18 protein-coding genes and 1 other RNA gene are annotated in these 24550 nt (G+C 48.8%); 3 read left to right on the plus strand and 16 right to left on the minus strand.

Features of this window, described 5'->3' with window-relative positions; genetic code table 11:
- Positions 1–466 precede the first annotated feature (466 nt).
- From rplT to thrS, 5 genes are all read right to left on the minus strand, one after another.
- Complete coding sequence (gene rplT, locus DWY89_RS10120; protein ID WP_022358436.1) at positions 467–823, minus strand: 50S ribosomal protein L20; 357 nt, start codon at positions 821–823, stop codon at positions 467–469.
- A gap of 31 nt (positions 824–854) precedes the next feature.
- Positions 855–1052 carry a 50S ribosomal protein L35 gene (gene rpmI, locus DWY89_RS10125; protein WP_022358435.1) on the minus strand — a complete coding sequence of 66 codons (198 nt, stop codon included), beginning with the start codon at positions 1050–1052 and terminating at the stop codon, positions 855–857.
- A gap of 37 nt (positions 1053–1089) precedes the next feature.
- On the minus strand, positions 1090–1584 hold the full coding sequence (infC, locus tag DWY89_RS10130) for a translation initiation factor IF-3 (RefSeq protein ID WP_107000016.1): 495 nt from the start codon (positions 1582–1584) through the stop codon (positions 1090–1092).
- 491 nt (positions 1585–2075) lie between these two features.
- Entirely contained in the window at positions 2076–2390 is a 315-nt protein-coding gene (locus tag DWY89_RS10135) for a DUF1540 domain-containing protein (protein ID WP_107000017.1), read from the minus strand.
- 355 nt (positions 2391–2745) lie between these two features.
- Positions 2746–4683: a threonine--tRNA ligase gene (gene thrS, locus DWY89_RS10140; RefSeq protein ID WP_118468734.1), complete on the minus strand. Its 1938-nt coding sequence runs from the start codon at positions 4681–4683 to the stop codon at positions 2746–2748.
- A gap of 595 nt (positions 4684–5278) precedes the next feature.
- Here thrS and ssrA point away from each other — a divergent pair.
- Positions 5279–5619: a transfer-messenger RNA gene (ssrA, locus tag DWY89_RS10145) on the plus strand.
- A 74-nt stretch (positions 5620–5693) separates the two neighbouring features.
- Here the strand turns inward: ssrA and DWY89_RS10150 are convergent.
- The 4 genes from DWY89_RS10150 to DWY89_RS10165 are packed head-to-tail and all read right to left on the minus strand — an operon-like array spanning position 5694 to position 12411.
- A complete protein-coding gene (locus tag DWY89_RS10150) occupies positions 5694–8324 on the minus strand; it encodes a hypothetical protein (protein WP_118524063.1) in 2631 nt (876 codons plus the stop codon).
- A complete protein-coding gene (locus tag DWY89_RS10155) occupies positions 8308–10749 on the minus strand; it encodes an MMPL family transporter (RefSeq protein WP_118524062.1) in 2442 nt (813 codons plus the stop codon). Before DWY89_RS10155 ends, DWY89_RS10150 begins: the two co-directional genes overlap by 17 nt.
- A 35-nt stretch (positions 10750–10784) precedes the next feature.
- Entirely contained in the window at positions 10785–11753 is a 969-nt protein-coding gene (locus tag DWY89_RS10160; RefSeq protein ID WP_243022809.1) for a cell surface protein, read from the minus strand.
- Between the two features lie 25 nt (positions 11754–11778).
- Positions 11779–12411 carry a cytidylate kinase-like family protein gene (locus DWY89_RS10165; RefSeq protein WP_118524061.1) on the minus strand — a complete coding sequence of 211 codons (633 nt, stop codon included), beginning with the start codon at positions 12409–12411 and terminating at the stop codon, positions 11779–11781.
- 410 nt (positions 12412–12821) lie between these two features.
- On the opposite strand from DWY89_RS10165, the gene DWY89_RS10170 reads away from it, so the two are divergent.
- Together DWY89_RS10170 and mgtE are read left to right on the plus strand one after the other, a co-directional pair.
- On the plus strand, positions 12822–13406 hold the full coding sequence (locus tag DWY89_RS10170; RefSeq protein ID WP_107000022.1) for a TetR/AcrR family transcriptional regulator: 585 nt from the start codon (positions 12822–12824) through the stop codon (positions 13404–13406).
- Between the two features lie 418 nt (positions 13407–13824).
- Positions 13825–15276: a magnesium transporter gene (mgtE, locus tag DWY89_RS10175; RefSeq protein WP_242995717.1), complete on the plus strand. Its 1452-nt coding sequence runs from the start codon at positions 13825–13827 to the stop codon at positions 15274–15276.
- 23 nt (positions 15277–15299) lie between these two features.
- Here mgtE and DWY89_RS10180 read toward each other — a convergent pair whose 3' ends face one another.
- The 7 genes from DWY89_RS10180 to deoD all read right to left on the minus strand — a co-directional run bounded on the left by DWY89_RS10180 (position 15300) and on the right by deoD (position 24550).
- The gene (locus DWY89_RS10180; RefSeq protein ID WP_118524667.1) at positions 15300–15977 is read right to left on the minus strand and encodes a UDP-N-acetylglucosamine pyrophosphorylase; all 678 of its coding nucleotides are present in this window, start codon (positions 15975–15977) and stop codon (positions 15300–15302) included.
- Between the two features lie 48 nt (positions 15978–16025).
- Complete coding sequence (locus tag DWY89_RS10185; protein WP_118524060.1) at positions 16026–18284, minus strand: DNA topoisomerase; 2259 nt, start codon at positions 18282–18284, stop codon at positions 16026–16028.
- A gap of 171 nt (positions 18285–18455) precedes the next feature.
- On the minus strand, positions 18456–19346 hold the full coding sequence (locus DWY89_RS10190; protein WP_118524059.1) for a DMT family transporter: 891 nt from the start codon (positions 19344–19346) through the stop codon (positions 18456–18458).
- A gap of 46 nt (positions 19347–19392) precedes the next feature.
- Positions 19393–20442: an aldose epimerase family protein gene (locus tag DWY89_RS10195; RefSeq protein WP_118524058.1), complete on the minus strand. Its 1050-nt coding sequence runs from the start codon at positions 20440–20442 to the stop codon at positions 19393–19395.
- Positions 20443–20794: 352 nt separating this feature from the next.
- The gene (gene asd / locus DWY89_RS10200) at positions 20795–21880 is read right to left on the minus strand and encodes an aspartate-semialdehyde dehydrogenase (RefSeq protein ID WP_118524065.1); all 1086 of its coding nucleotides are present in this window, start codon (positions 21878–21880) and stop codon (positions 20795–20797) included.
- A gap of 254 nt (positions 21881–22134) precedes the next feature.
- Positions 22135–23706: a nitrite/sulfite reductase gene (locus DWY89_RS10205; protein WP_118524057.1), complete on the minus strand. Its 1572-nt coding sequence runs from the start codon at positions 23704–23706 to the stop codon at positions 22135–22137.
- A 121-nt stretch (positions 23707–23827) separates the two neighbouring features.
- Positions 23828–24550: a purine-nucleoside phosphorylase gene (deoD, locus tag DWY89_RS10210; protein WP_118524660.1), complete on the minus strand. Its 723-nt coding sequence runs from the start codon at positions 24548–24550 to the stop codon at positions 23828–23830.

Genomic DNA, 24550 nt, shown 5'->3' on the forward strand with positions numbered 1-24550 from the left:
GAGAGCTTTCCTCTGCGCCGCGTGGGGGCGGCGCAGAGGAAAAAAGTTTCTTGGTCACCTCTTTCTAGTCCGCAGTGCGGCAGCTCGAAAAAACTTCGTTTTTCCTCGCTGTCGGGCATTCGCCCTATGAAAAAAAGAAGCCACACACAGCTGCTTTTGTGTAAACACGACGCTTCTATGGATCACTTCTTTCTAGTCCGCAGTGCGGCAGCTCGAAAAAACTTCGTTTTTCCTCGCTGTCGGGCATTCGCCCTATGAAAAAAAGAAGCCACACACAGCTGCTTTTGTGTAAACACAACGCTTCTATGGATCACTTCTTTCTAGTCCGCAGTGCGGCAGCTCGAAAAACTTCGTTTTTCCTCGCTGTCGGGCATTCGCCCTATGAAAAAAAGAAGCCACACACAGCCGCTTTTGTGTAAACACAACGCTTCTGTGTGTGGCTTCTTTTTTTCGCACTGCTCTTTGCTTACGCAAGTTTGGACTTAGCCAGCTCTGCCAGTTTTGCGAAACCTTCTGCATCGTTGATAGCCATGTCAGAAAGGATCTTGCGGTTCATCTCAACACCAGCCTGCTTTAAGCCGTACATGAACTTGCTGTAGGACAGACCATTGATACGTGCTGCTGCGTTGATACGAGCGATCCACAGCTGTCTGAACTGTCTCTTTCTCTCTTTACGACCAGCGTAGGAGCTTGTAAGAGCTCTCATTACGGACTGCTTAGCTACACGGTACTGTTTGGAACGTGCGCCTCTGTAACCCTTTGCCAGCTTTAATACTCTATTGTGTTTCTTTTTAGCGTTTAATCCGCCTTTTACTCTTGCCATCGGTTATTTCCTCCTTCTTAATCCTCGAATCTTATAAGTACGGTAAAATCTTCTTCATTACCTTGCTGTTTGTAGCATCAGTAACGATGTCTTTTCTAAGATTTCTTTTTCTCTTTGTAGATTTCTTAGTTAAGATGTGGGATTTGTAAGCTTTATTTCTTACTAACTTTCCGGTTCCGGTTGTTTTAAAACGTTTAGCAGCTGCTCTGCTTGTTTTCATTTTAGGCATGGTGTAGTCCTCCTTAATAATAGTTATGTCCTTATATCTAGCGTTTCGCAGAAAGGAACAGTACAATACTTCTTCCTTCTACTTTTGCCGGTTTATCAACGGCTGCGATATCGGCAAGCTTCTCTGCAAAATCGTCAAGGATATACTTTGTCTTTGACATATGTGCCATCTCACGACCTCTGAAACGAAGTGTAACCTTTACTTTATTGCCTTTTTCCAGGAATTTTCTCGCATTGTTCATCTTGGTATTCAGGTCATTTTCATCGATATTCGGGGAAAGACGAACTTCCTTGATCTCGATTACCTTCTGTTTCTTCTTAGCTTCTTTTTCTTTTCTTGCAAGCTCGTATCTGTATTTACCGTAATCGATAATCTTGCAGACCGGCGGCTTCGCAGTCGGAGCAATCTTTACTAAATCCAGTTCCGCTTCTTTCGCTAACTTGTAAGCATCCTTTGCGGACATGATTCCAAGCTGCTCTCCATTTTCGCCAATCAAACGAACCTCTCTGTCTCTAATCTGTTCGTTAATCATTAACTCGCTAATAGTCGTGCACCCCCATGATATGTGATGATTTTGGTTGATTCAGTGTCAAAAAAAATAAGTGAACAGTACAGACCATCCACTTACTCATAATAGGAAATCCAATATAGGAAATTTCTCAAATTTATGAACCCACAGTCACTTGCTCGTGCTGAGGTGAGGTAGATAACCTGCTTTCCTGTCTTCGTAAAGTTGTTTCCTCACAACTTTTGTTAGTATACTATGGTTTCTTTGGAATGTCAACCGGTTTTTTCGAGATTTTTGAGAAGATTTACAAATGATTTTTAAATATGGTTCACGTGTTGCGCAAATGACGGCAACGTACGCAAATACATTTACGGACATACTAAAAACTACCGCCGGATATCATTACCTCTGCCCGGTTTTGCTTCCTTCCTGACAGAATTTTCCATATCCGGCGGCATTTTTTATTTCGAATATTTATGCAATCTTTCTTCTATTAAAAAAGAAAACCGCATCAGTCACCGTTTCTGGAAACTCGAACATTCCGTCTGCATAGAAACTGTCGCATTGCCTCCGGTGATTCCGATGTGTTCCGCGCTGCACCGGCGGTCTGTATTATAAACACAGTTCGTTGCCTCGCACTCTACTTCGAGACGGCTCTCCGGTGTTTTAAAAAGGTTGCGGAATGTGCCGCCTTTCTTCTCGTCGAAGCTGCCACAGCAGGTATCGCATTTATCCTGCGCCGTCTTTCCTTCTACCAGAATGGTATTTTTACAGCAGCAGTTTTCCGCATTGTGCATACATCCGGTTACACTACAATCCAGTTTTGTCATGATTTTTCCTCCTGTTTTCTGACATGCATCACCGAAAGTCTCCTCCGGCATCCAGCCGTCAAACTTTTCAGCGATACACTTTTCAATGTGTCATGGTTTTCGTTGCTGTTCACACATGTATGACCAGTAACGGGATTTTGCCGATACTTCGCATTCCAAATCGGCAAAATCTGCAACCAGAACTGTATCGTACGGAACTTTCAGTTCAGAAAATTCCTGCCTGTGAACAGTTACTGGTTTTTAGATTCAGGAGTAGTATCTGCTTCTTTTTTGGATTTATTCGTGCAAACTAAAACAAACGCATCCATGATTTTATCTCACAGATGCGTCTGCCTGATTTTTTAATTTTTCAAAATTATTTAGCTTCGTCTGCTTTCACAGTCTCACGCAGGTTTTTCTCTTCGATCTCCTTCTGGATAGACTCGATGAAGCTCTCTACACTGCTTGCGCCCTCGTCACCCGCAAAACGGCTGCGGACGGAAACGGTCTTCTCTTCTTCCTCTTTCTGTCCAACAACCAGCATGTACGGGATCTTCTGGGTCTGTGCCTCGCGGATCTTGTAGCCGATCTTCTCGGAACGTGTATCCATCTCTGCACGGATGCCAGCCTCGGTCAGCTTGTCCAGAACTTCCTTGCTGTAATCTGCGTATTTGTCAGAGATCGGAAGAATCTTTACCTGTACCGGTGCCAGCCAGGTTGGGAATGCACCCGCGAAGTGCTCGATCAAGATACCGATGAAACGCTCGATGGAACCAAATACAACACGGTGAATCATGATCGGACGATGTTTCTCGCCGTCTGCTCCGGTGTACTCTAATTCAAATCGCTGTGGAAGCTGGAAGTCAAGCTGGATGGTACCACACTGCCAGGTTCTTCCGATAGAATCTTCCAGATGGAAGTCGATCTTCGGTCCATAGAATGCGCCATCGCCCTCGTTTACCACATACGGCAGTCCCAGCTCTTCCAGAGCGGAACGCAAGCCTTCGGTTGCCATCTCCCAATCTTCATCACTTCCCATGCTGTCTTCCGGACGGGTGGACAGCTCTACGTGATATTTGAACCCAAACAGGGAATATACCTGGTTGATCAGGTGTACAACGCCCTTGATCTCGTCCTTGATCTGCTCCGGTGTCATGAAGATATGTGCATCATCCTGTGTGAAACAGCGTACACGCATCAGACCATGAAGCTGACCAGATTTCTCATGACGATGAACGATACCAAGCTCACCCATACGCAGCGGCAGATCACGGTAGGAACGTGGCTCAGAAGCGTATACTAAAACGCCGCCCGGACAGTTCATTGGTTTAATTGCGTAATCCTCTTCATCGATCACAGTTGTATACATGTTGTTTTTGTAATGATCCCAGTGTCCGGAAGTCTCCCAGAGCTTGCGATTCAGGATGATCGGAGTGGAAATCTCTACATAACCAGCTTTTTTATGGATTTCTCTCCAGTAATCAAGCAGGGTATTTTTCAGTACCATGCCCTTCGGCAGGAAGAACGGGAAACCCGGACCTGCATCGTGCATCATGAACAGGCCAAGTTCTTTGCCCAGTTTACGATGGTCACGTTTCTTTGCCTCTTCCATCATTGTGATGTATGCTTCCAGATCCTCTTTGGTTGCAAATGCGGTCGCATAGATACGGGTCAGCATTTTGTTCTTCTCGCTGCCTCTCCAGTATGCGCCTGCCAGATTCATCAGCTTAAATGCCTTACCAACACCCTTGGTGTTCATCATGTGAGGTCCTGCACATAAGTCAGTAAAATCACCCTGACGGTAGAAGCTAATCTCTGCATCCTCCGGCAGATCCTCGATTAATTCTACCTTGTACGGCTCCTCTTTCTCCTTCATGAACTCGATCGCTTCATTTCTCGGCAGAGTAAAGCGCTCCAGTGGAAGTGCTTCTTTGATGATTTTCTTCATCTCTGCCTCGATCTTTGGCAGATCCTCTGCAGTCAGAGGGGTAGCCGGATCGACATCATAGTAGAAACCGTCTGCGATGGACGGTCCAATCGCAAGTTTTGTCTCCGGGTAAAGGCGTTTTACAGCCTGTGCCATTACATGGCTGGCGGTATGGCGCAGAGCTGCCAGACCTTTCTCATCCTTTGCAGTCAGGATATTTAACTGACAGTCATGGTCGATCACGGTACGGAGATCTTCTTCCTCACCGTCAACCTCACCCAGACATGCCACTCTCGCCAGGCCTTCGCTGATGTCTTTTGCAATGTCGATGATGGACATCGGGCTCGCATATTCTTTGACAGAGCCATCTTTTAATGTGATCTTCATCTTTTTTCTCCTTTTCGTTCTGAAATAATAAAAGCTTCCTGACCAGAAGAACCACGAAAGAATGTGTCTTGGCACATTCTCGCGCCGAGCACGGTCGCTTGCGACATGTTGCTTCTTCGCGCGAGTGCGCATCCCGCGGAGCGTTTTTTGTTTCATAGGACGCAATTTCCTATGAAACAAAAAATCCCTTAGCCAGATGTTTCTGACTAAGGGACGATTAATCGCGGTTCCACCCTTATTGAATCGATCGTTCGGATCGATTCCACTTCATTCTGATGATAACGGAATCACCGTTCCCGATTAAGGGACATTCAAAGCTGGTATTCAGATTTGCTTTCCTGTCCGACGCTTCCACCCACAGCCACCTGCCTCTGTTATTTCAGGCTTTTCCTGCGACGCCGTTCTCTGTCCAGTTCCACAATCCTACTGGTCTTCTCAACACTTTCTTTCTATATAGATAAACCCGTTTCTGGTTCATCATTACAGTCTCGATTATATCAGCTGTTTCTATTTTGTCAAGATATTTTTCTCTTGAGTTTTCACTGCATTGACAGACCGCCTCTTTCATGGTATGATAATAAGGCTATAAATATAAGGGCCAGTACCGGTTTCGACAGGGATCATGAAGCTGGTGAAGCTATCCGCATGCGATGCGTTAAATGGCAAACTTAAAATTAAACGCTAACAACAAATTAGCATACGCTGCCTAATTTGGCAGTTGTCAGCCTTAGAGCACTCACACTTTAAGAATCTGGCATCGAATATGTGAGAAACGATGACAGGCGGGTTCCGGACTGTCAGGCGTATCAGGAACTACTGAAGTTCTGAGGATGTTCGTTTCCGCAGGATAGAGGGAATGTCAAAGAACGGACTATGATAGTAGAAGAACAGGGAATTGGTTTTTGGACACGGGTTCAACTCCCGTCTGGTCCACTAAAAAGAACTGCCGCCCAGCAAATCATTTGCTGATGCGGCAGTTCTTTTTCTTATCTATTTTTATTCTGCATCTTTTACCGATTCTGGAATATCTCAATAATCGCCTTCACGATCGCCACCAGCACATTCCACATCCGTTTTAACGGACCTTCTTCACTGCTGCCGTCTGCCTCCTGATCGGAGATATCGGTTGATTCATCATCATCGCTGATCTCATCGGTCCGCAGGACGATCTGCACGCTGTTCGGGGACGGATTTTTCGAGGAGGTAAAGGAAATCTTCTCCGCCTCCGGATCTATGTTCAGGAAGTTGTTCTCATCCTCAAACTTATCGATCTGCTCATCGAGCGTACTCTTCATGTCTTCCCCCGCTTCCCGAACCGCCGCAAGCTGATCGATCAGGGTCAGGTTCTTATCAAGAATCTTCTCCATGCCCTGCAGCGTTGCCTTGGTTCCGGCATCCAGCGAATCACCTGCCGAAATCAGCGTGTCATTCAAAAGACTGAGCATATCATGTGTGGTATAAAGTGCCCTGGTCAGCCGGTTCATCAGTTCTTCAGAATCAGACAGGGAATCCAGCATCGTCGGCACATATTTATCCGTTGTGTCAATCAGGACCCGCATATCATCCAGCAAATTAATCAGTTCATCGGTCGAACTTCTGAGCGCCGATAAAGTCGAACCCGTCTTGCCAGTAATATCTCCCGCCGTCTTGAACGCACCATTCACTTTATTCACAATCGTTTTCGCAGTTTTCTGCGCCTGCTCCACTTTCTGGAAAATGCCCTTCGTCTCTTCCACCAGACTTGCAGCATCCGCAGAATAAGTAGTCGCTGACAGAGACTCCAGCGCCTCCTCTACATCATCTTCTGCATTGCCAATCTCATCTTCCCAGCTCGCATCATTGACACCGCCGCTTCCCGGCTCGCCGGACGGTCCGGCTGTCAGGGCTCCCGCAGAAACCTCGGTTCCAAATGCATTCACCTCTGCATCCTGACCCGAGGAGTTGTCTTCCGAAGCGGAACCCGAATTCTTAGCAGAATCCGTCTCTGCCTTGTCTGCCGTCGAAGCAGGATTCTTCTCTTCCGTCTTTGTCGCTGATTCAGCCGCTTTTTCCGCCTGGTTACCAGCTGCACCAGACGCTATGCCTGCGCCCGCTGCTTCCTGTTCAGCCGAATCTTTACTTTCTGTTCCTGCTGAGCCAGAGGCCGAAGTGCCTGCTGCCATTTCCGCGTCATCCGTGGTATTTGCAGAACCCGTAGTTTTTGCATGATCGGCGGCACCTGCAGAATCCGTGATATCTGCGCTGCCAGCCGCCCCCGCTGTCTGACCATTTCCGTTTCCAGATGCCGCCTCCGACGATACAGATGTCTCTTCCTTCTCCGCACTCTTCATCTTGCGGATCCGTTTCAGCTTCATGCCGTCTAACGTGGCTAAACTCTGATTCAGGCTTCCAATCCCCTGTTCTGTCACCGCCAGGGAGGTATTTCCCTGTCCCAGAAGTTTATCGAGTTCTTCCAAAATTTTCTGGACTTCCGCCGTCCGCTGGACAATATCTTTCTCGATCGCATCCTGCGTCTGCTGACTGACAAGACCCTTATTTAATTCATCCGAAGCCGACCGGAGCGATTTGCTCAGACTTCCCAGGCGGTCATACAGGCGATCCAGTTCATCCTGCATATCTTCCATCGTATTGGAAAGCGCCTGTGTGTTGCTGTTAATATCCGTCACCGCATCGCGCGCCGTCTGTAAATACGGAATCATGACCGTCGTCTGATCCGTGACTGCCTGCAGATCGGCAAGCGCCTGTGTCGAGAGCGCCTCGATCTGTTTCCGGTTAGCACTGACGGTTCCACGCGCCCGATCGAGATTTGCCAGACCGCCTTTCACGCCGGAAACATCCGACTTCATGGATTCCATCGTCTTTAACAGCGCATTCATGCTGTCATACATCTTGTTTCCATCCTCGCGCCAGGTATCTTTCGCCTCTTTCAGATCCTTGATGCGGTTCAGCTCATCCAGGGTCCCCGGAACCATCATCATAATGACTCCGATATTCTCATAATTATCCGTGCCGACCCGGACTGTAAAATCGCCGTCCTCGCCCGGAAGCGCCGCAAACATTGCCGCCTGATAGCTTCCAACCGACTGCACCTGCGCGCCCGACGCATCGACACTATAGCATTTCTCCATATCCACCGGCACCAACACGGTCAACACCATATTATTTTTATAATACGCCTTCGCCTTCTCATTCGGGGTCGCCTTTACATTGACCTCAACCAGACCAGACGCCCCCGCCAGTTTGGATGCATCCGCTTCCACTCCATTAAGTTTATAGGAAACGTCAAACGTCCACGGCAGATCGACGCTGTTTTTCGGCATCGTACACTGATAATAAAAACGCGAATTCTTCTCCGGCAGTTTCCATGTGACGGTTCCATCGCCAATTTCCGGCGCCGTGTCGTCCGTCATGTTGACCACCTTGTCATAGGTACCATAATCGGTATATTCGGTCAATCCATTCGTGGTACAGCCTTTGACCACATTGATCTGCGTTGCCGTTCCATAATAGTCCAGATTGACATACATCGTTTCATCTACCTGAACTCTTGGTGCAGCCGCCCGGACAGGAACTGCCGCACTCGTTACCAGCGTAACCGCTGCCAGCGTCGCCGCCGCTCCTCTTCTAATGATCTTCTTCATGGCTTCCAGCCTCCCTTTTTTCTGTCATCTTCCGTTTCCGGTCTTTTCTTCGTTCTCTCACTTTTCCAAGTAGCCGGAGCTTTCTTCTGTGTTTCTCCCGCGCCTCCGCATCGGAATCTGTTTTCTCTTGAGGACCGCCCGTCTCTGTTATTTCTGTATCTTCCAGCGCTTTCGTTTCAGCTTCGAATTGTTTTCTTTTCGACGTAACTGAATCCACCAGCGGCTTTTTCCCTTTCCACACGGCACCAGCCACGCGTCTTGCCGCCCGTTTCATACGGGCATGGCGGCGTTCGCGCCGTTTTTTGAAAAACAGATGAATCCTCTCAAATTCGTTCTGCATCAGGATATGATCAAACAATACCAGAAATGCCGGCATCAGGGAGCAGACAAAAAGCATACTAATCAGAGCCCCCCGTCCAATCAAATGTCCCAGATCGCCGATCGCCGCGACACTCGATACCTTGTATACAATATATCCGGCACAGGTCAGGATCGAACCGGATGTCAGAATCGCCGGAATACCAAGATTCAGCGCCCCGATCGCCGCTTCCTTCTTATCCATCGTCTTGCGGCATTCCAGATAATTGTTCGTCGTCAGAATCGCATAATCGACGGTCGCGCCCAGCTGGATACAGCTTACGATAATGTAACCAATGAAAATCATCGTGTCTCCGACGATGTACGGTACCGCCATATTGACGAAAATCGCGACCTCAATCGGAATCATGATAAGGAGCGGAATAATCAGTGATTTAAAACTCCACATGACAACCACAAATACGCCGATCAGCGACATCACATTGACACGGCTGTAATCCTTCGTGATCGTCGTCTGGATGTCCTGTGTGGACGGTGTTGTGCCGACCAGATACGAATTTTCCGGATAATATTTCTTCATGATCGCCTGGATCTCATCCGAGCACTGGTACGCCAGCTTGCTCTCGCCCTTACTCTTAACGTAAATAAGGATTCTCGCATAATCTTTTTTATGTAACTGGCTTGTGATGCTGTACGGAAGGAAATCTTCCGGTACGCCCTCCGGGAGCTGCCCGGACAAGGACGTTACACTCTTCATGTACGGCAGGTCTTCCAGCTCATCCGTGAACTGTTTTTCCTTGATAAAAGAAGTATCCGGCACGATTGCCATCATCATATTGCTTCGTCCGAATTTCGCTGTGATCAGCTCATCATCCTCATATACCGTCGTTCCCTCGCTGGCGCCGACCGCGTCATTTCCGTAGAGGAAATCGTTCATGCTCTGCGCCGTGTATGCCGGGATCGCCAGCACCGCAATCAGAATCAGCACGATGCGGCGGCTGTTGTAGATACCGTGGCTGAGCTTATCAAACGACGGCAGGAACGAACGATGGGATGTTTTCTCAATCATCGGCGTCATACGCAGAATCATCGCCGGCATAAAAAACACCACTGTCAGAAGACTCAGGACAATACCTTTTGCCAGCACGAGTCCCATATCAAATCCGATATTAAACTTCATAAAACACAGAACGATAAATCCGACGATCGTCGTCAGGCTGCTGGCGAAAATGGAGTTTAATGCCTCATTGATCGCGTTGCTTAACGCGGTCATCTGATCCAGTCCCTTTGCCTTTTCCCTCGCAAACGCGTGGCTTAAGAAAATCGAATAATCCATCGAGCAGGCGAGCTGCAGGACCGCCGACACACTGTTCGTCAAAAAGGATATCCGCCCGATAAACAGGTTCGTTCCTTTGTTCAGGACGATCGCCACGCCCATGACCGTCAGATACAGCACCGGTTCAAACCAGGAGTTCGTCGTCACGGTCAGAATCAGGAAAATAACCACGACCGCCAGCGTCATAATCAGCTTCATCTCGCTCGAAACATTTTCCTGCAGCGATTTGTTCTGAACCGCCATGCCGACGTAATGTCCCTTGTCTCCGAGAATGTCCTTGATCTCATCGATCGTCTGGGACGTCCTCTTATCCGTGTCGCCGTTTACAAAAACAATATCCATAACCGCCGTATTATCCTTGTAATACTCATCAACACTATTAAAGTTGATAAATGCGTCCGCCGCGTATACGCTGGTCGATGTATCGAGCCACATGACCTGATCGACTCCGTCCAACGCCTCTATTTTATCCTTGTAGGCTTTCGCCTCATAAAGCGAAACATCATCAATCATGATGCGCCCCGTGCCGGGGTAGCCGAATTTCTCTTCCATCAGGTCCAGTCCCTGTTTGGACTGGACGGTCGACGGCAGGTATTCCGTCAGATCATAGTTGATCTCGACAAACGGCGCCATGAGCGCTGATATCAGCACCAGAACCAGAAAGACAATCTCGATCGCCCTGCTCCGCTCAATGATGAATTTCGGCAGGGAGAAGGCTTCTTTTTCCGTCTGTTTTTCTTCTTTGCGTTTATGTAAAAATTTCAGTTTCATGCCTGCTTGCTCCTGTCATACAATGATTGCGATCCTTACCGCATCAAAATAATCATATAATAATGCTTATCGCCGACCTGCTGATGTGCAACACCCATTTCCTTATAATAAATCACCCGGTCCACGCGCTTTTTCTCGTCGCTGTCGTGATTACGCAGAAGCTTTTCTTCTGCCTGCGTCACATCATCACAGTTGATGAGGTAAATCTCCGTATGACGTCTCGCAGTGCTTTCCCCGATGGATTTGAGGTAATCATCAAGTGTGCCTTCATCCGGGATCCGGCTGCTTCCATAACCCTTACTGCGTGCCATCGCCAGGCGGTGTTCGGCGATCTGCTGTAATTTTCCATTTAAAATAAAGCTGGCATCTTTATCGTAATCTTTTTTGTCATCGTCATAGTAATCTTCTTCCTCATCCCCGTCAAACGCGTCCGCCTTCAGCTCATTTAAGCTGTCCGCCATCGCCTGGGTATCTGCATCCAGAAATGCCAGCGTGTACGCGCCGCCGCCCGTGTTTTTCTTCTTTTTGGCGTTCGCCAGGCTGCCGTCCGCGTTGATCGTATACTGCGTCTCATCCTTTGTGAAGGTCGTTCCCTCCATCGCGCCGCTGTCTTTCAGGAAATAGTATTTTCCGTCGATATTCTGCCAGCCGGTCGCCATCGCGCCGTCCCCTTGCAGATAATACCAGGTTCCCTTTTCCTGCTCCCAGCCCGTTTTCATCAAACCGTCTGCTCCGAGCAGGTACCATTTTCCGCCCATCTGCTGCCAGCCCGTCAGGTAAGAACCGTCCATTCCCACCAGATAATAACCATTCTCCACCGGCTGCCAGACACCCGCATCATCCGCAAGCACTGTCTGGGCGGCAGACGCTGAGAAAAGGAGACTTACTCCTGCGATTCCTGCCAGCCGTACTATCTTATGTCCCAGAACCGCTTTCAGCGCCCTTTTTAACCCCGGCGCCGTCCGCTTTTCTTCCTTCTTCATCCACAAATTTCTGTCCTTCATACGCTGTCCTCACTCTTCTTTATGCTTATTGATCGGATCCATCTGTTTCCAGTTCCACCCCCCGTGCCGTTAAAAGTGCCCGGAGCATCGCCGCCAGCTCCTTTTCCGAGATCCGGCTGCTGTCAATCAACATATCATAACTTGCTTTATCCGCCCATGTCTTTTTTGCATAAAAATTATAATAATTTTTCCGTATTTTATCCGCTTGTTTGATCAGGTATTCAGCTTCTTTTTCATCTGTCTCGTAACGCCGCATAATCTCCTTCACGCGCGCCTCCATCGGGGCATATATAAATAGAGAAATAAGCCCTTCTGTCTCCTCCAGGATCTTGTCAGCGCAGCGTCCCACGATAATGCATGGACCTTTCTTCGCATACTCCCGGATCAACTGGGACTGCACGACAAACAAGGTATCATTCATCGGCTTTCCATAACCGGTAAACGGATTGCACTTGGCCGGAACCTTAAAAAGAAAACGGTTCGCCTTCATCTCGTCCGCCTCTTCCAGTTCCTCCATCTTAAATCCGCCGCACACCGCTGCTTCCTCTATCAGATGGCGGTCATAACAGGGAATTCCCAGTTCCTTTGCCAGAGACTTCCCCAGATTATGGCCGCCGCTTCCAAACTCTCTTCCGATTGTAATGACAAAATTTTTCATACCAGATTCCACCTTCGTATCTATTTCCTTTTGCTTTCGCATATGCTGCAGGTTCTCATAGCCGTTCCTTTCACGATTGTCAGCCACTCCTGCCGTCTGTGAAACGTTCCATACAAAAGACTTCTTCGCAGTGAACAGTTACATCTAAAATAGAGCATATACAACTCATGTCTGTTTAATTGACATTTGTTCATTTTTGAACTATAATGCATTATACTAAGTTGTTCGAATGAATACAATAATCATTTTTACGTCAGTTGTATTTTAATCAACATTTCATCACATTATGTTTGTTTTTTGTATCTGGTGTGCCCATTTTTACTTATTTTTAACACTCCCTTCATCCACAGCCTCCGATACACAGTCATACGGCGTTTCCCCGTCTGGAAACGTTCAGAAAGGAAGTCACTATGAAAGAAGAAATACTCGACCGGCGTGTACGAAAGACGAGACGCCAGTTAAAAGAATGCTTAACCCGCCTCCTCAAAGAAAAAAAAATTCAGGATATCACGGTGCGCGAACTCGCCGAGATGGCTGACATCAACCGCGGCACCTTTTATCTTCATTATAAAGATGTCTTTGACCTGATGGATCAGATCAAAAATGAACTGATCGAGGAGGTTGAGTCTGTCCTGACGCACCATCCCGTTCCCGAACTGGTAGCGCGCCCTTCCCTCGCACTCTCAGAACTATTTCCTCTTGTACAGGAAAATGCAGAGATTGTTTCTATCTTAATAGGAGAAAACGGTGATCTGAATTTTGTCAACCGCCTGAAACGCATTGTCAGCGATAAATGTTTAAAAGGCTGGCTGGATCTCAAATGTTCCAGCGATCCGGATACGCTCGCGGCATTTTCCGCCTTTATCGTTTCCGGCTGTGTCGGTACCGTTCAGTACTGGATCGAAAGCGGCATGAAGGAATCCACAGAACAGATGGCAATCTTGACAGAGGACTTTATCTTAAAAGGCATCCGAGTGCTGGAAAATCCGGCTTGACTTTCACGAAATTCCGTGCTTTAATAAAACTGCAATTTTTAAAAATTCAGAAAGGAGAACCACATGGACAGTTGTGACAGCAACGGGCGAAGTCGTCGCGATGGGCAAAATCAAACTATGAATTCCAACCATGCGTACCAGACTGTTGGTCTGCCGCAGGGTCTTTTTGAGTGTGAATCGGGCTGTCTGGCAGCACATTTCCGCCTGCTTTAACAGGCTGGTGATTCAGTGCTGAACGTTTCCCGGCACGATTGGTTTTCATATATATTTGTCCATCGCCCTGGCGCGGGTTTGAAACTGCCATCTGCGGCATTTCATCCTGTTCCCGACTGGCGGTGGATTTTTTTATCCCCGCACTGCTCGCCCTGTACGTCCCAAACGGCATTAAATAGAACGACAGAAAGCGAGGGAACCAAATATGAATCAGACTCCAGAAATGGACGAAAAGAAAACAAGCTCCCCGGAAACGGCTCCGATCGCCGCAACCGCAGAGCATAATGCTAATTTTGAAGAAAATATCCGCGCGATCATCCGCAGCGGAAAACCGGCAAGCGTGATCCGGGATGACCTCGACAATTACCATGCAAACGATATTGCCGAGGTTCTGGAAACACTGGACACTGCGACCCGGAAACGCCTCTACAATATTCTCTCTCTGGAAATGACGGCAGAGATTTTCACCTATCTCGATGAACCGGCGCCTTATCTGCATGAGCTGGGACTTGACCGGGCGGCAGCCGTTCTGGCAGAGATGGATGCCGATGAGGCGGTCGATATCCTCGAAAATTTAGATCCGGAGGAAAAAGAAGCCCTGATCGCGCGCATGGATCAGGAATCTAAGGATGATATCCACCTGATCTTTTCCTACGATGAGGAACAGATCGGTAGCCGGATGACGACCAACTACATCGTCATTCCCAATAACTGTACGATCAAGCAGGCAATGCGCCATCTGATCTCCCAGGCGGAGGACAACGACAACATCGACACCATCTACGTCGAAGACGAAAATGGGCGCTATTTCGGTGCGATCGAGCTGAAGGATTTAATCACTGCCCGTGAGTACATGAAGCTGGAGGACATTATCAGTACCTCCTATCCGTATGTGTACGCGGATGAAAAATCTTCGGACTGTATGGAAGAGCTGATCGATTACAGCGAGGATTCTATCCCTGTACTCGATCGGAACCATAAGATCATCGGTGCCATCACTTACGAGGACATCGCCGAGGCGATCGACGACGAGATGGGTGATGACTACGCAAAGCTGGCAGGTCTTACTTCGGAAGAGGATCTGCACGAACCACTGTTGCAGAGTTTGAAAAAACGTCTCCCGTGGCTGGTGCTGCTACTCTTCCTCGGCATGGGGGTTTCCTCAGTAGTCGGCATTTTCGAGCCGATCGTTGACCGTATCGCACTTCTTATCTGCTTCCAGTCGATGATCCTCGACATGGCAGGCAATGTCGGCACCCAGTCGCTGGCTGTCACCATCCGTGTCCTGATGGATGAGGATATCTCCGCGATGCAGAAGCTGGGATTTGTATTCAAGGAAATGCGAATCGGATTTTTAAATGGACTGCTGCTGGGCTCGGCTTCGTTCGTCGTAATCGGCATTTTCATCCATATTATGAAGCAGAAGAGTCTTTTCTTCTCGTTTGCACTTTCCGGCTGTGTCGGCATCTCTCTTCTGACCGCAATGGTAATCTCCAGCCTGGTCGGCGTACTGGTGCCGATGCTGTTTCACAAGCTGAAGGTTGACCCGGCAGTTGCGTCTGGTCCGCTTATCACGACGGTGAATGATCTGGTAGCGGTTGTGACTTATTATGGACTGGCAGAGATTTTGCTGGTGGATGTGTTTCATTTAGTATAAAAACCGTTCAATATAGAGATTTGTCAACGCACTTCTTTTTTAGCAATTTCTCCCTGCTTCTTATAAATGGAGTTTGCATCTACCCCGCCGCGCACGCTGGAAAGCGGATAGATATTGGTGCCGCGTCCGATGATGCTGCCTGGATTTAGGATGGAGCCGCAGCCTACTTCTACGTTATCACCGAGCATGGCGCCGATTTTTTTGCGTCCGGTTTTGATCTTGCCGTCTTCGGCGTGGATTTCCACCAGAAGTTTATCGGATTTTACGTTGGAGGTGATGGAACCGGCACCCATGTGGGATTTATAGCCTAAGATGGAGTCTCCAACGTAATTATAATGCGGTACCTGTACTTTATCGAACAGGATGACGTTTTTAAGCTCAGTGGAGTTTCCGACTACTGCACCTTCTCCGATCAGAGCGCTGCCGCGGATGAATGCACAGTGGCGCACCTCAGCGTCTTTGCCGACGATGACCGGTCCGTGCAGATAGGCGCTGTCAAATACCTTCGCTGTCTTGTGAACCCAGATGTTTTCACCACTTTTCTCATATTCTGCCGGATCCAGGCTCTTTCCCAATTCGATGATAAAATCACTGAGACCTGCCAGCGCCTCCCACGGGTAGGTAAACTGTTTCAGATAATCTGAAGCCAGCGTATGGGTTAAATCATATAATTCTGTGATTTTCATTTCTTCTTTTTTCATGATCATTGCCTTTCCTAAAATTCAATTGATTCTATTATTATAAATAAGCTATTTGGTTCCAGCTTTTGTCGCTCTTGCAGCTTTCATATTTCCCGCGCTCTTCGCACTTCTCGAACTCTTCTTCTCTTTCTCTGCATTCTGGTAGAACACAGCAACCGCATCAAACGCCGGCCGCAGCCCATACGCATTTCCCATATGAACCGCATTGTAAGTGCGTCCGATAACGAAGCGCTCTAATTTCTGCATATATTCATCCGGTGTGATGCTGCCCTCTGCCACATAGGTCAGACCTTTTTCCCAGCTTGCCGTCAGCTCCGGGTTGAGAAGCTGCTTCATGGATGTGTGTACGACCTCATAAATCAGTTCTCCCAGATAGGTCGGCGTGATGACCTGCGTTTTTTCGTTGAGCGCCATGTATTTGATGTTGAACAACTTTTTCAGGATCTCCGCGCGGGTTGCACTCGTTCCGATGCCGCTGCCCTTGATCTGGGCGCGCAGCTCTTCGTCTTCGATAAGCTGACCGGCATTTTCCATCGCCAGAATCATCGAACCGGAGGAATAACGCTTCGGCGGAGATGTCTCGCCCTCTTTGATCTGCAAATCATCCAGTGACACTTTCATCCCCTTTTTGAGCTGTTCCAGCATCTGGATAAACTCTGGGTGGGACGCGTCAATTACCTTTGGCTGGCTGCTGTCTGTTCCATCTGCTTCTCTTGCCGGATTTTCCGCATCATTTCCATCTATACCTGGTTCAAGGCGGTTCGTTCTGCCGACACTTTCCCCGGCGGTGTCCTTTTTCTTTTTCGGAATTTCCGTCACCTTGAGATATCCCGCTTCTTTCAATACCTTGAAACCGGCAAAGAAATGTTCACTTTTTACCTCAATCTCAACCGCATATTTCTGGTAAACCGCCGCCGGATAAAAGATGCTTAAGAAACGGCGCACAATCACCTGGTAAATCTTGCGGTTCAACTCCGGGAGACTTCTCAGCGCGCCGAGTCCCTGTCCGGTCGGTATGATTGCGTAGTGATCGGTAATCTGCTTATCATTGACATAACGCGTTTTTGCTATGTTCTTCCACAGCCCTGCCTGCATCGCCTCCGATGCAAATGCCGCCAGCGGCTCATAATGCGTCAGACCGCCGATATTTTTGCTGATCTCCTTCGCCACCGCCGTTGAAAGCACACGCGCGTCCGTTCGCGGATAGGTAACCAGCTTTCGCTCGTACAGCTCCTGCACCACTTTCAGGGTCTGATCCGGGCTGATTTTAAACATTTTAGAACAATCATTCTGGAGCTCCGCCAGGTTATAGAGAAGAGGTGGATTTTTGGTTTCCTTTTTCTTTTCCACTTTTAAAATGGTTCCCTGCGAAGTATTATATACGCCCATTAAACCCGCGTCCGCTTTTTCTGCGTCGCTGATCTCTGACTGCATGACTCCCGAATTTTCGCTTCCATTCTCGCGTTCCCACAGCCATGCAATCAGCGCCTCCGCGTCCTTTCGCTCCTTAAAACCATTTTCCTTATACAGACACGGCGTTCCATAGTAACGGCTTCCTTCCACCGCCCGCCATTCGCCGTCAATCGAGATGCCTGCCGGTCCAAATGTACCGATCACGCGGTAAAATGGCGTTTTGACAAATTCCCGGATCTCCCTCTCCCGGCGGACTACCATACCGAGGACACAGGTCATGACGCGTCCGACTGAGATCACGGTCCGGTCAGAACTTCGCATATAGTTAGAAACAGATGGTCCATATTTCAACGTCAGTGCGCGGGAAAAGTTAATTCCCATCAGATAATCTTCTTTTGCCCGCAGATATGCCGAATCCGCCAGATGATCGTATTCGGACAGATCCTTCGCTTCGCGGATGCCGCGCAGAATCTCTTCCTCCGTCTGTGAATCGATCCAGACGCGCTTCTGTCTCTTGCCCTGCACGCCAGCCATCTGCGCGACGAGGCGGTAGATATATTCTCCCTCCCGTCCCGAGTCGGTACAGACGTAGATTGTATCTACATCCGACCGGTTTAAGAGACCGCTCACGATTCCAAACTGTTTCTTCACGCTGTCGATAACCTGATATTTCCATTCTTTCGGGAGAAATGGAAGTGTCTCCAGACTCCAGCGCTTATATTTCATATCATATACTTCTGGATAGCTCATCGTGACCAGATGTCCAACACACCAGGTCACAACCGCATTTTCCGACTCAATATAGCCATCCACCGATCGTCCATTTACCTTGAGTGCATTTGCGAACTCACGCGCCACGCTCGGTTTCTCGGCTATAAATAACGATTTTGCCACGTTGTTCTGCTCCTATCTTACTAATTTCGTAACTGTTCAGTACCTTCACAGTCACGCGCAAAAATCCATTAAAAATTGCCTACGGCAATGGGATTTTTGTCTGCTGGCCCATGTTTTCGTACGGTCAGCGCAGTAAATGCGCAGACCTGCTGAACAGTTACCTAATTTCCTCTAATTACTTTTCCGCTTCGGCGTCCACTCCGCCAGAATCGCCGCCGCAAACATCAGCGCACAGCCAATTAGCATCCGCAACGTCAGCTCCTCATGCAGCAGCCAGACAGAGAACAGGAGCCCAAACACCGATTCAAACGACAGTAGAATCGAGGATGTGCTGGCGCTCAGATATTTCTGCCCCACTGTCTGAAGCAGAAAACAGAGCATGCTGGATGCGAGTCCCAGATACAACATCGAAACTGCTACTCCCGGCAGTGTAAATACTTCCGGATGGAACGCTCCTTCCGTGAGAAGCCCCAGCACCCACGAACACGCCGCCGCTGTTCCCATCTGCATGACCGTCAGGCGGATCGGAGTGCAGTATGCCGTGAAGCGATCCAGAAAAATCATATGAACCGCAAAGCAGATGCCGCACACCAGCGTCAGGAAATCACCAAAATTGACCGACAGATCGCCTTTCAGCGATAAAAGCGCCAATCCCACAACAGCAAATCCCGCTGCGATCAGGTTATTTGCCTTCGGGCGCACATGATTAACCGCCCATGCCAGAAACGGCACGATCACCACATACAACGTCGTAATAAACGCATTTTTACTCGCGGTCGTGTATTTCAGCCCATACGTCTGAAAATAATAACTGATAAATAGAAACAATCCCGCCAGTGCGCCGCATTTAAACTCCTGCATCGACATTCCCCGGATCTGTTTCCAGAAAAGAGCCGCCATCCCAAGCGCCGCGATCGTAAACCGGTACGCCAAAAGGTATGTAGGTGTGATCGCGTCCATCGAATTTTTCATCACAACGAACGCGCTGCCCCAGATAATTGTTACAAATAAAAGGCTGGCAGATGCCAGCACTTTTACTCCCTTGTTGTTTGTCTCACTCATGCCAATCTCTATCCTATGTCAAAATGATCACAAATCAAATACAAATTTAAACCGTCATAAATTTGTAACTGGTCGTTGTATCGTATTTCTCGCCTTTTTTCACGATCGGGGATGCAAATCCCGGCATGTTGACTGCATTCGGGTAATACTGCGTCTCAAAGCAGTATCCCTGGCGTCTCACATACTTCATGCCGCCCTTACCCGGAACCTGTCCGTCCAGGAAATTGCCCGTGTAGAACTGAACTCCCGGCAGATCGGTGTATACCTCCATCTTGCGCCCGCTCTCCTCGTCGATCGCAGCCGCCGCCAGACTGAATACGCCTGACTCATGGTTGAGAATCCAGTTATGATCGTAGCCGCCGCCCAGTTTTAACTGATCGTAATCCGCTTCAATATCACGTCCGATCGGCTTGAAATCTGAGAAATCCATCGGAGTCCCCATTACCTTGCGGATCTCACCGGTCGGGATCAGCACCTTGTCTACCGCCGTGATCGCATCACTGTCAATGTAAACCATCTGCGAAAGCGCCGGACCACTCTCATGGCCTGCCAGATTGAAATACGCGTGGTTTGTCATATTAAAAATGGTATCCTGATCGCAGGTTCCCTCGTAATGAATCTTTACTTCATTTTCATCTGTCAGCGTGTAGGTCACACGGATCGAGGCATTTCCCGGATATCCCTGATCGCCGTCCGGGCTTTCCAGTGTAAACGAAACCTGATTAACGCCCGTCTCATATTCTGCCGCCCAGATACGGTTCCGGTAAAAATCCATGCCGCTGTGCAGGTTGTTCGGACCATCATTCGCCGTCAATTCGTATTTTTTATCATTTAACGTAAACGCCGCGCCGCCAATCCGGTTTGCATTTCGTCCAACAGCCTCGCCCAGATGCCCATCGCTTACCTGGCAGTCTGCTACTGTTTCATGTCCCAGCAGGACATCCGCCATCTCTCCGTTCCGATCCGGCACCAGCATCGTGGACCAGATTGCACCCAGATCTAAAAAGGATGCAGAAACTCCATTCTGATTCGTCAATGTATAACGGCTGACCTCTCTGCCATCTTCCATTGTTCCAAAGATTGTCTTCTCAACCATGCCAAATCCCCCTTAATTTTTAGAATCCGAAAATATTCTCGCATTTTTATGCTTACTTTTGTCAGAATAAATCTGTCTAACTTATAAATAGCTGATTTATAATGCGCAGACCTACTGAACAGTTACAAGTATACAATACTTTTCCCCTCATGCACACCCATTTTTCCAAATCTGATTATAAAAATTTCAAGAGTCGTCACTGTTCACACATGTTTCCTATGACACAAATAAAAACTGCCTTCCAGAGCAGAGTCAGCCATCGTTTTTCAAACAGCTTCTCCGCCACTGGGCGGCAGTTCTTACTTTTATCAGTTTTAATTTTCTATTTCACAGATTCTCTGCACACACTTCTTTATTTCGCCTGGATATATCCCTGTGCGGTCAGAAGCTCTGCACACAGTACCGCACCGCCGGCTGCGCCGCGCAGTGTGTTATGGGAGAGACCTACAAACTTCCAATCGTATACTTTGTCTTCTCTCAGACGACCAACCGATACGCCCATGCCCTTCTCATAGTTGACATCCAGCTGTACCTGCGGACGATTATCCTCTTCCAGATACTGGATGAACTGCTTCGGCGCGCTCGGAAGCTCCAGTTCCTGCGGAAGTCCCTTGAAATTAACCAGCTTCTCGATCAGCTGCTCTTTGGTTGGTTTCTTTCTGAACTTTACAAATACGGCTGCTGTATGTCCGTCCAGAACCGGTACACGAATGCACTGGCAGGTAATCACCGGCTCGGATGCCTTCACGATCTCGCCGTCCTTGATCTCGCCCCAGAGACGAAGCGGCTCCTGCTCGCTCTTCTCCTCCTCACCGCCGATGTACGGGATGATGTTGCCTTCCATCTCCGGCCAGTCTTTGAACGTCTTGCCAGCTCCGGAAATTGCCTGATACGTAGTAGCTACTACCTCATATGGCTCAAATTCCTTCCATGCAGTCAGAACCGGTGCATAGCTCTGAATGGAGCAGTTCGGTTTTACCGCTACGAAGCCTCTCTTGGTTCCCAGACGTTTTTTCTGGAACTCAATTACCTTAAAGTGCTCCGGATTGATCTCCGGCACTACCATCGGAACATCCGGTGTCCAGCGGTGTGCGCTGTTGTTGGAAACAACCGGTGTTTCTGTCTTTGCATACGCATCTTCAATCGCACGGATCTCTTCTTTTGTCATATCTACGGCGCTGAACACAAAATCAACTTCGGATGCCACCTTCTCGATCTCGTTTACGTTCATAACGACCATCTTCTTCACACACTCCGGCATCGGGGTCTGCATTTTCCATCGTCCGCCGACTGCCTCCTCATATGTTTTTCCTGCAGAACGCGGGCTTGCTGCCAGCGCAGCAATCTCATACCACGGATGATTTGCCAGAAGCGTGATGAAACGCTGACCTACCATACCCGTTGCTCCCAGAACGCCTACACGTAATTTCTTTTCCATGTTCATCGTTTTTCTCCTCTTCTGACAGCGGCTTTTTCAGCTTCTCATGGCAGGATGGAGTTTGGATAGGAAGCTCCTGCTCTGCAACACGTTTTCACTCTGCCGCTGTAATTCTTGTCTATCCTATAACAAAACAAACAAAAAATCAACATTTTTCCGCAAGAAAAATACATTTGTACGTCACTCACGGACATTTGATAAATTTATAACGTCTGTCACGGATTTAACGATGTTTTAACTCAAAATAGGTTCTTCTAAGCCAAGTATTCCGCTGCAGCCTTCTCAATCCCATCCGGGTACTGCGTCCGGTAGCTCTCAAAATCAAGCCCCCTTGCCGCAATCTCTTTTCCAAGTTTGACTAAGAACGACGAAATCTCGCTCTCAAACATCGTGCCAAGCTCACGTCCCATCGTCTCTTTTCCCTGTACCTCATTTCCGCCCAGATAAAATACAAATGCCGGCTGAGCCTTGCCATCTGCCATCCGCACGCCTCCGCGGAATCCCATCGGTCCAGTCTGGTGGGTACCGCAAGAAGACGGACATCCGGAAATATGAATCTGCGGAAGTGCGCCGTCCGGGATCTGTGCCTCCCCGACCGCCTTTACACACGCCTGTAACAGAGCTTGCGAATCGCGTGCACCAACCTGACAGATCGACGCACCGATACAGCTTACCGATGTCTCAAACTTTGTCTGAGCCGTCTCCTTCGTCGCCTCCAGAATCTTCTCTGCTTCTGCTCCGGTCAAATTAATGATGTACGCAGTTTCATCCGGTGCCAGGCGAAGCTCTGTGCCGTCAATCGTCTGCATCAGTTCTCCCAGGGCTGCCAGCGTCTCCGGGCGCGGCTGTCCGCCAATCGGATGCCAGATAACCGTATAAAGTCCCGGCTGTTTCTGCTCCAGCACACGTTCTCCCGACGCGCTGCTTCCATCGCCTGTTTTGCTCTGCTTTTCTTTTATTCCTGCCGCTGCCATCACTTCCTCGCGGGAAAGATCCAGCTGCTCCCCGGATGCCAGTACCTCCTGAAGCTTCTCCTGATACGCCTTCCGGTAATTTTCCGCTCCGCCGAGTGCTTCCTGCATATACCGGGTACGCGCTTTTCCGCGGTTTTCGTAATTGCCATATGCCCGGAATGTCAGCCACATCGCCTTAATGTAATAAAGAATCTTCTCCGGCGCAACGCCCTCGGCAACTTTAACGCCAAACTGCGGATTGTTTCCCAGACCGCCTGCACTGTACACCTCAAACGTTCCGTCCGGGCAAGCCGCAAATCCCAGATCTCGGTAGGTCGCGTGCGTCACATTCGCCGGTGAATTAGAGAAACAGACCTTGAGCTTGCGCGGCATCTTTTCCGCATTGATGAAGGTCATCAGGTATTCTCCCGCCGCCTTCGCCCACGGCATAACGTCGAAATATTCGCCCACTTCCACACCGGAAAGCGGAGAACACATCACATTTCGCGGAAAATCCCCGCCGCCGCCCATCGTCACGATCCCGGCATCGAGTGCCTGCTCCATCAATTCACAGACTGATTTCTCATCCAGATTGTGAAACTGCACGCTCTCACAAGTCGTAAAATGTACCATATTTACCTGATATGCACGGATTGCCTTTGCGATAAATGCAAGCTTCTCCTTCGACACACATCCTGCCGTCATACGCAGACGCAGCATGCTCGCCGCGCCGCCTTTCTGTGCATAACTGCCGTAACGTCCTGAAAAGCCCTTATATGAGCCCTTATCCATCTTTCCTGCATAAAAATCCCTCGTTTTTTCACAAAACTCCGGAAGATCTGTTTTCCACTCCTGTGGAGCAATTCCTATCATTGTTCTCTCCTGTTTTCTCTTCCTGCTGCCACCACGTTTTCTTACGGCACTTTCGGTTCCAAAAGTGCCTACCCATAAACAGTAACCTTCAAATTCTACTTTTATTTTACCAGCTTAGCACTTACACCAGAGCCAGCGCCACTTCCATCATATTGGTAAACGTCTTCTCGCGTTCTTCTGCCGTCGTTGCCTCTCCGGTCACTGCCGAATCCGATACGGTCAGGATACAGATCGCATTTGCGCCCGCATAGGCAGCGTTGCTGTAAAGTGCCGCCGACTCCATCTCCACCGCCAGCACGCCCATCTGCGCCCAGGTAGTTCCGGTCGGCTCAAGCGGTGGGTTGTAGAACATATCGGAACACAAAATATTACCGACATGATATTTTAAATTTCTCTTTTTCGCAGACTCAACCGCCTTTTCCAGCAGCTCATAGCTGCACACGCAGGAATAATCCCCCGGCAGGCGGAACTGTTTTACATAGTTGGATGTCGTACAGGAGCCCATCGCAAAAATAAGCTCGCGCACCTTTACCTCCGGACGCAGCGCACCGGCAGTTCCGATCCGAATCAGATTCCTGCATCCATAAAAATGAATCAGCTCATACGAATAAATTCCCATCGACGGACAGCCCATGCCGGTTCCCATGACAGACACGCGTTTGCCCTGATAATAGCCGGTATAACCGTACATATTTCTCGTTGTATTGAACTGTTTTGCATCCGTCAGAAAATGTTCTGCGATATACTTTGCCCGCAGCGGATCGCCCGGAAGCAGAATCGTCTCCGCAATCTCGCCCTGCTTTGCCCCGATATGAGGGGTCGGTGTGTTCTGAAGTTCAGCCAT

The sequence above is a fragment of the Clostridium sp. AF27-5AA genome, from assembly GCF_003478415.1.
In the GTDB taxonomy this organism is placed as follows: domain Bacteria; phylum Bacillota; class Clostridia; order Lachnospirales; family Lachnospiraceae; genus Otoolea; species Otoolea fessa.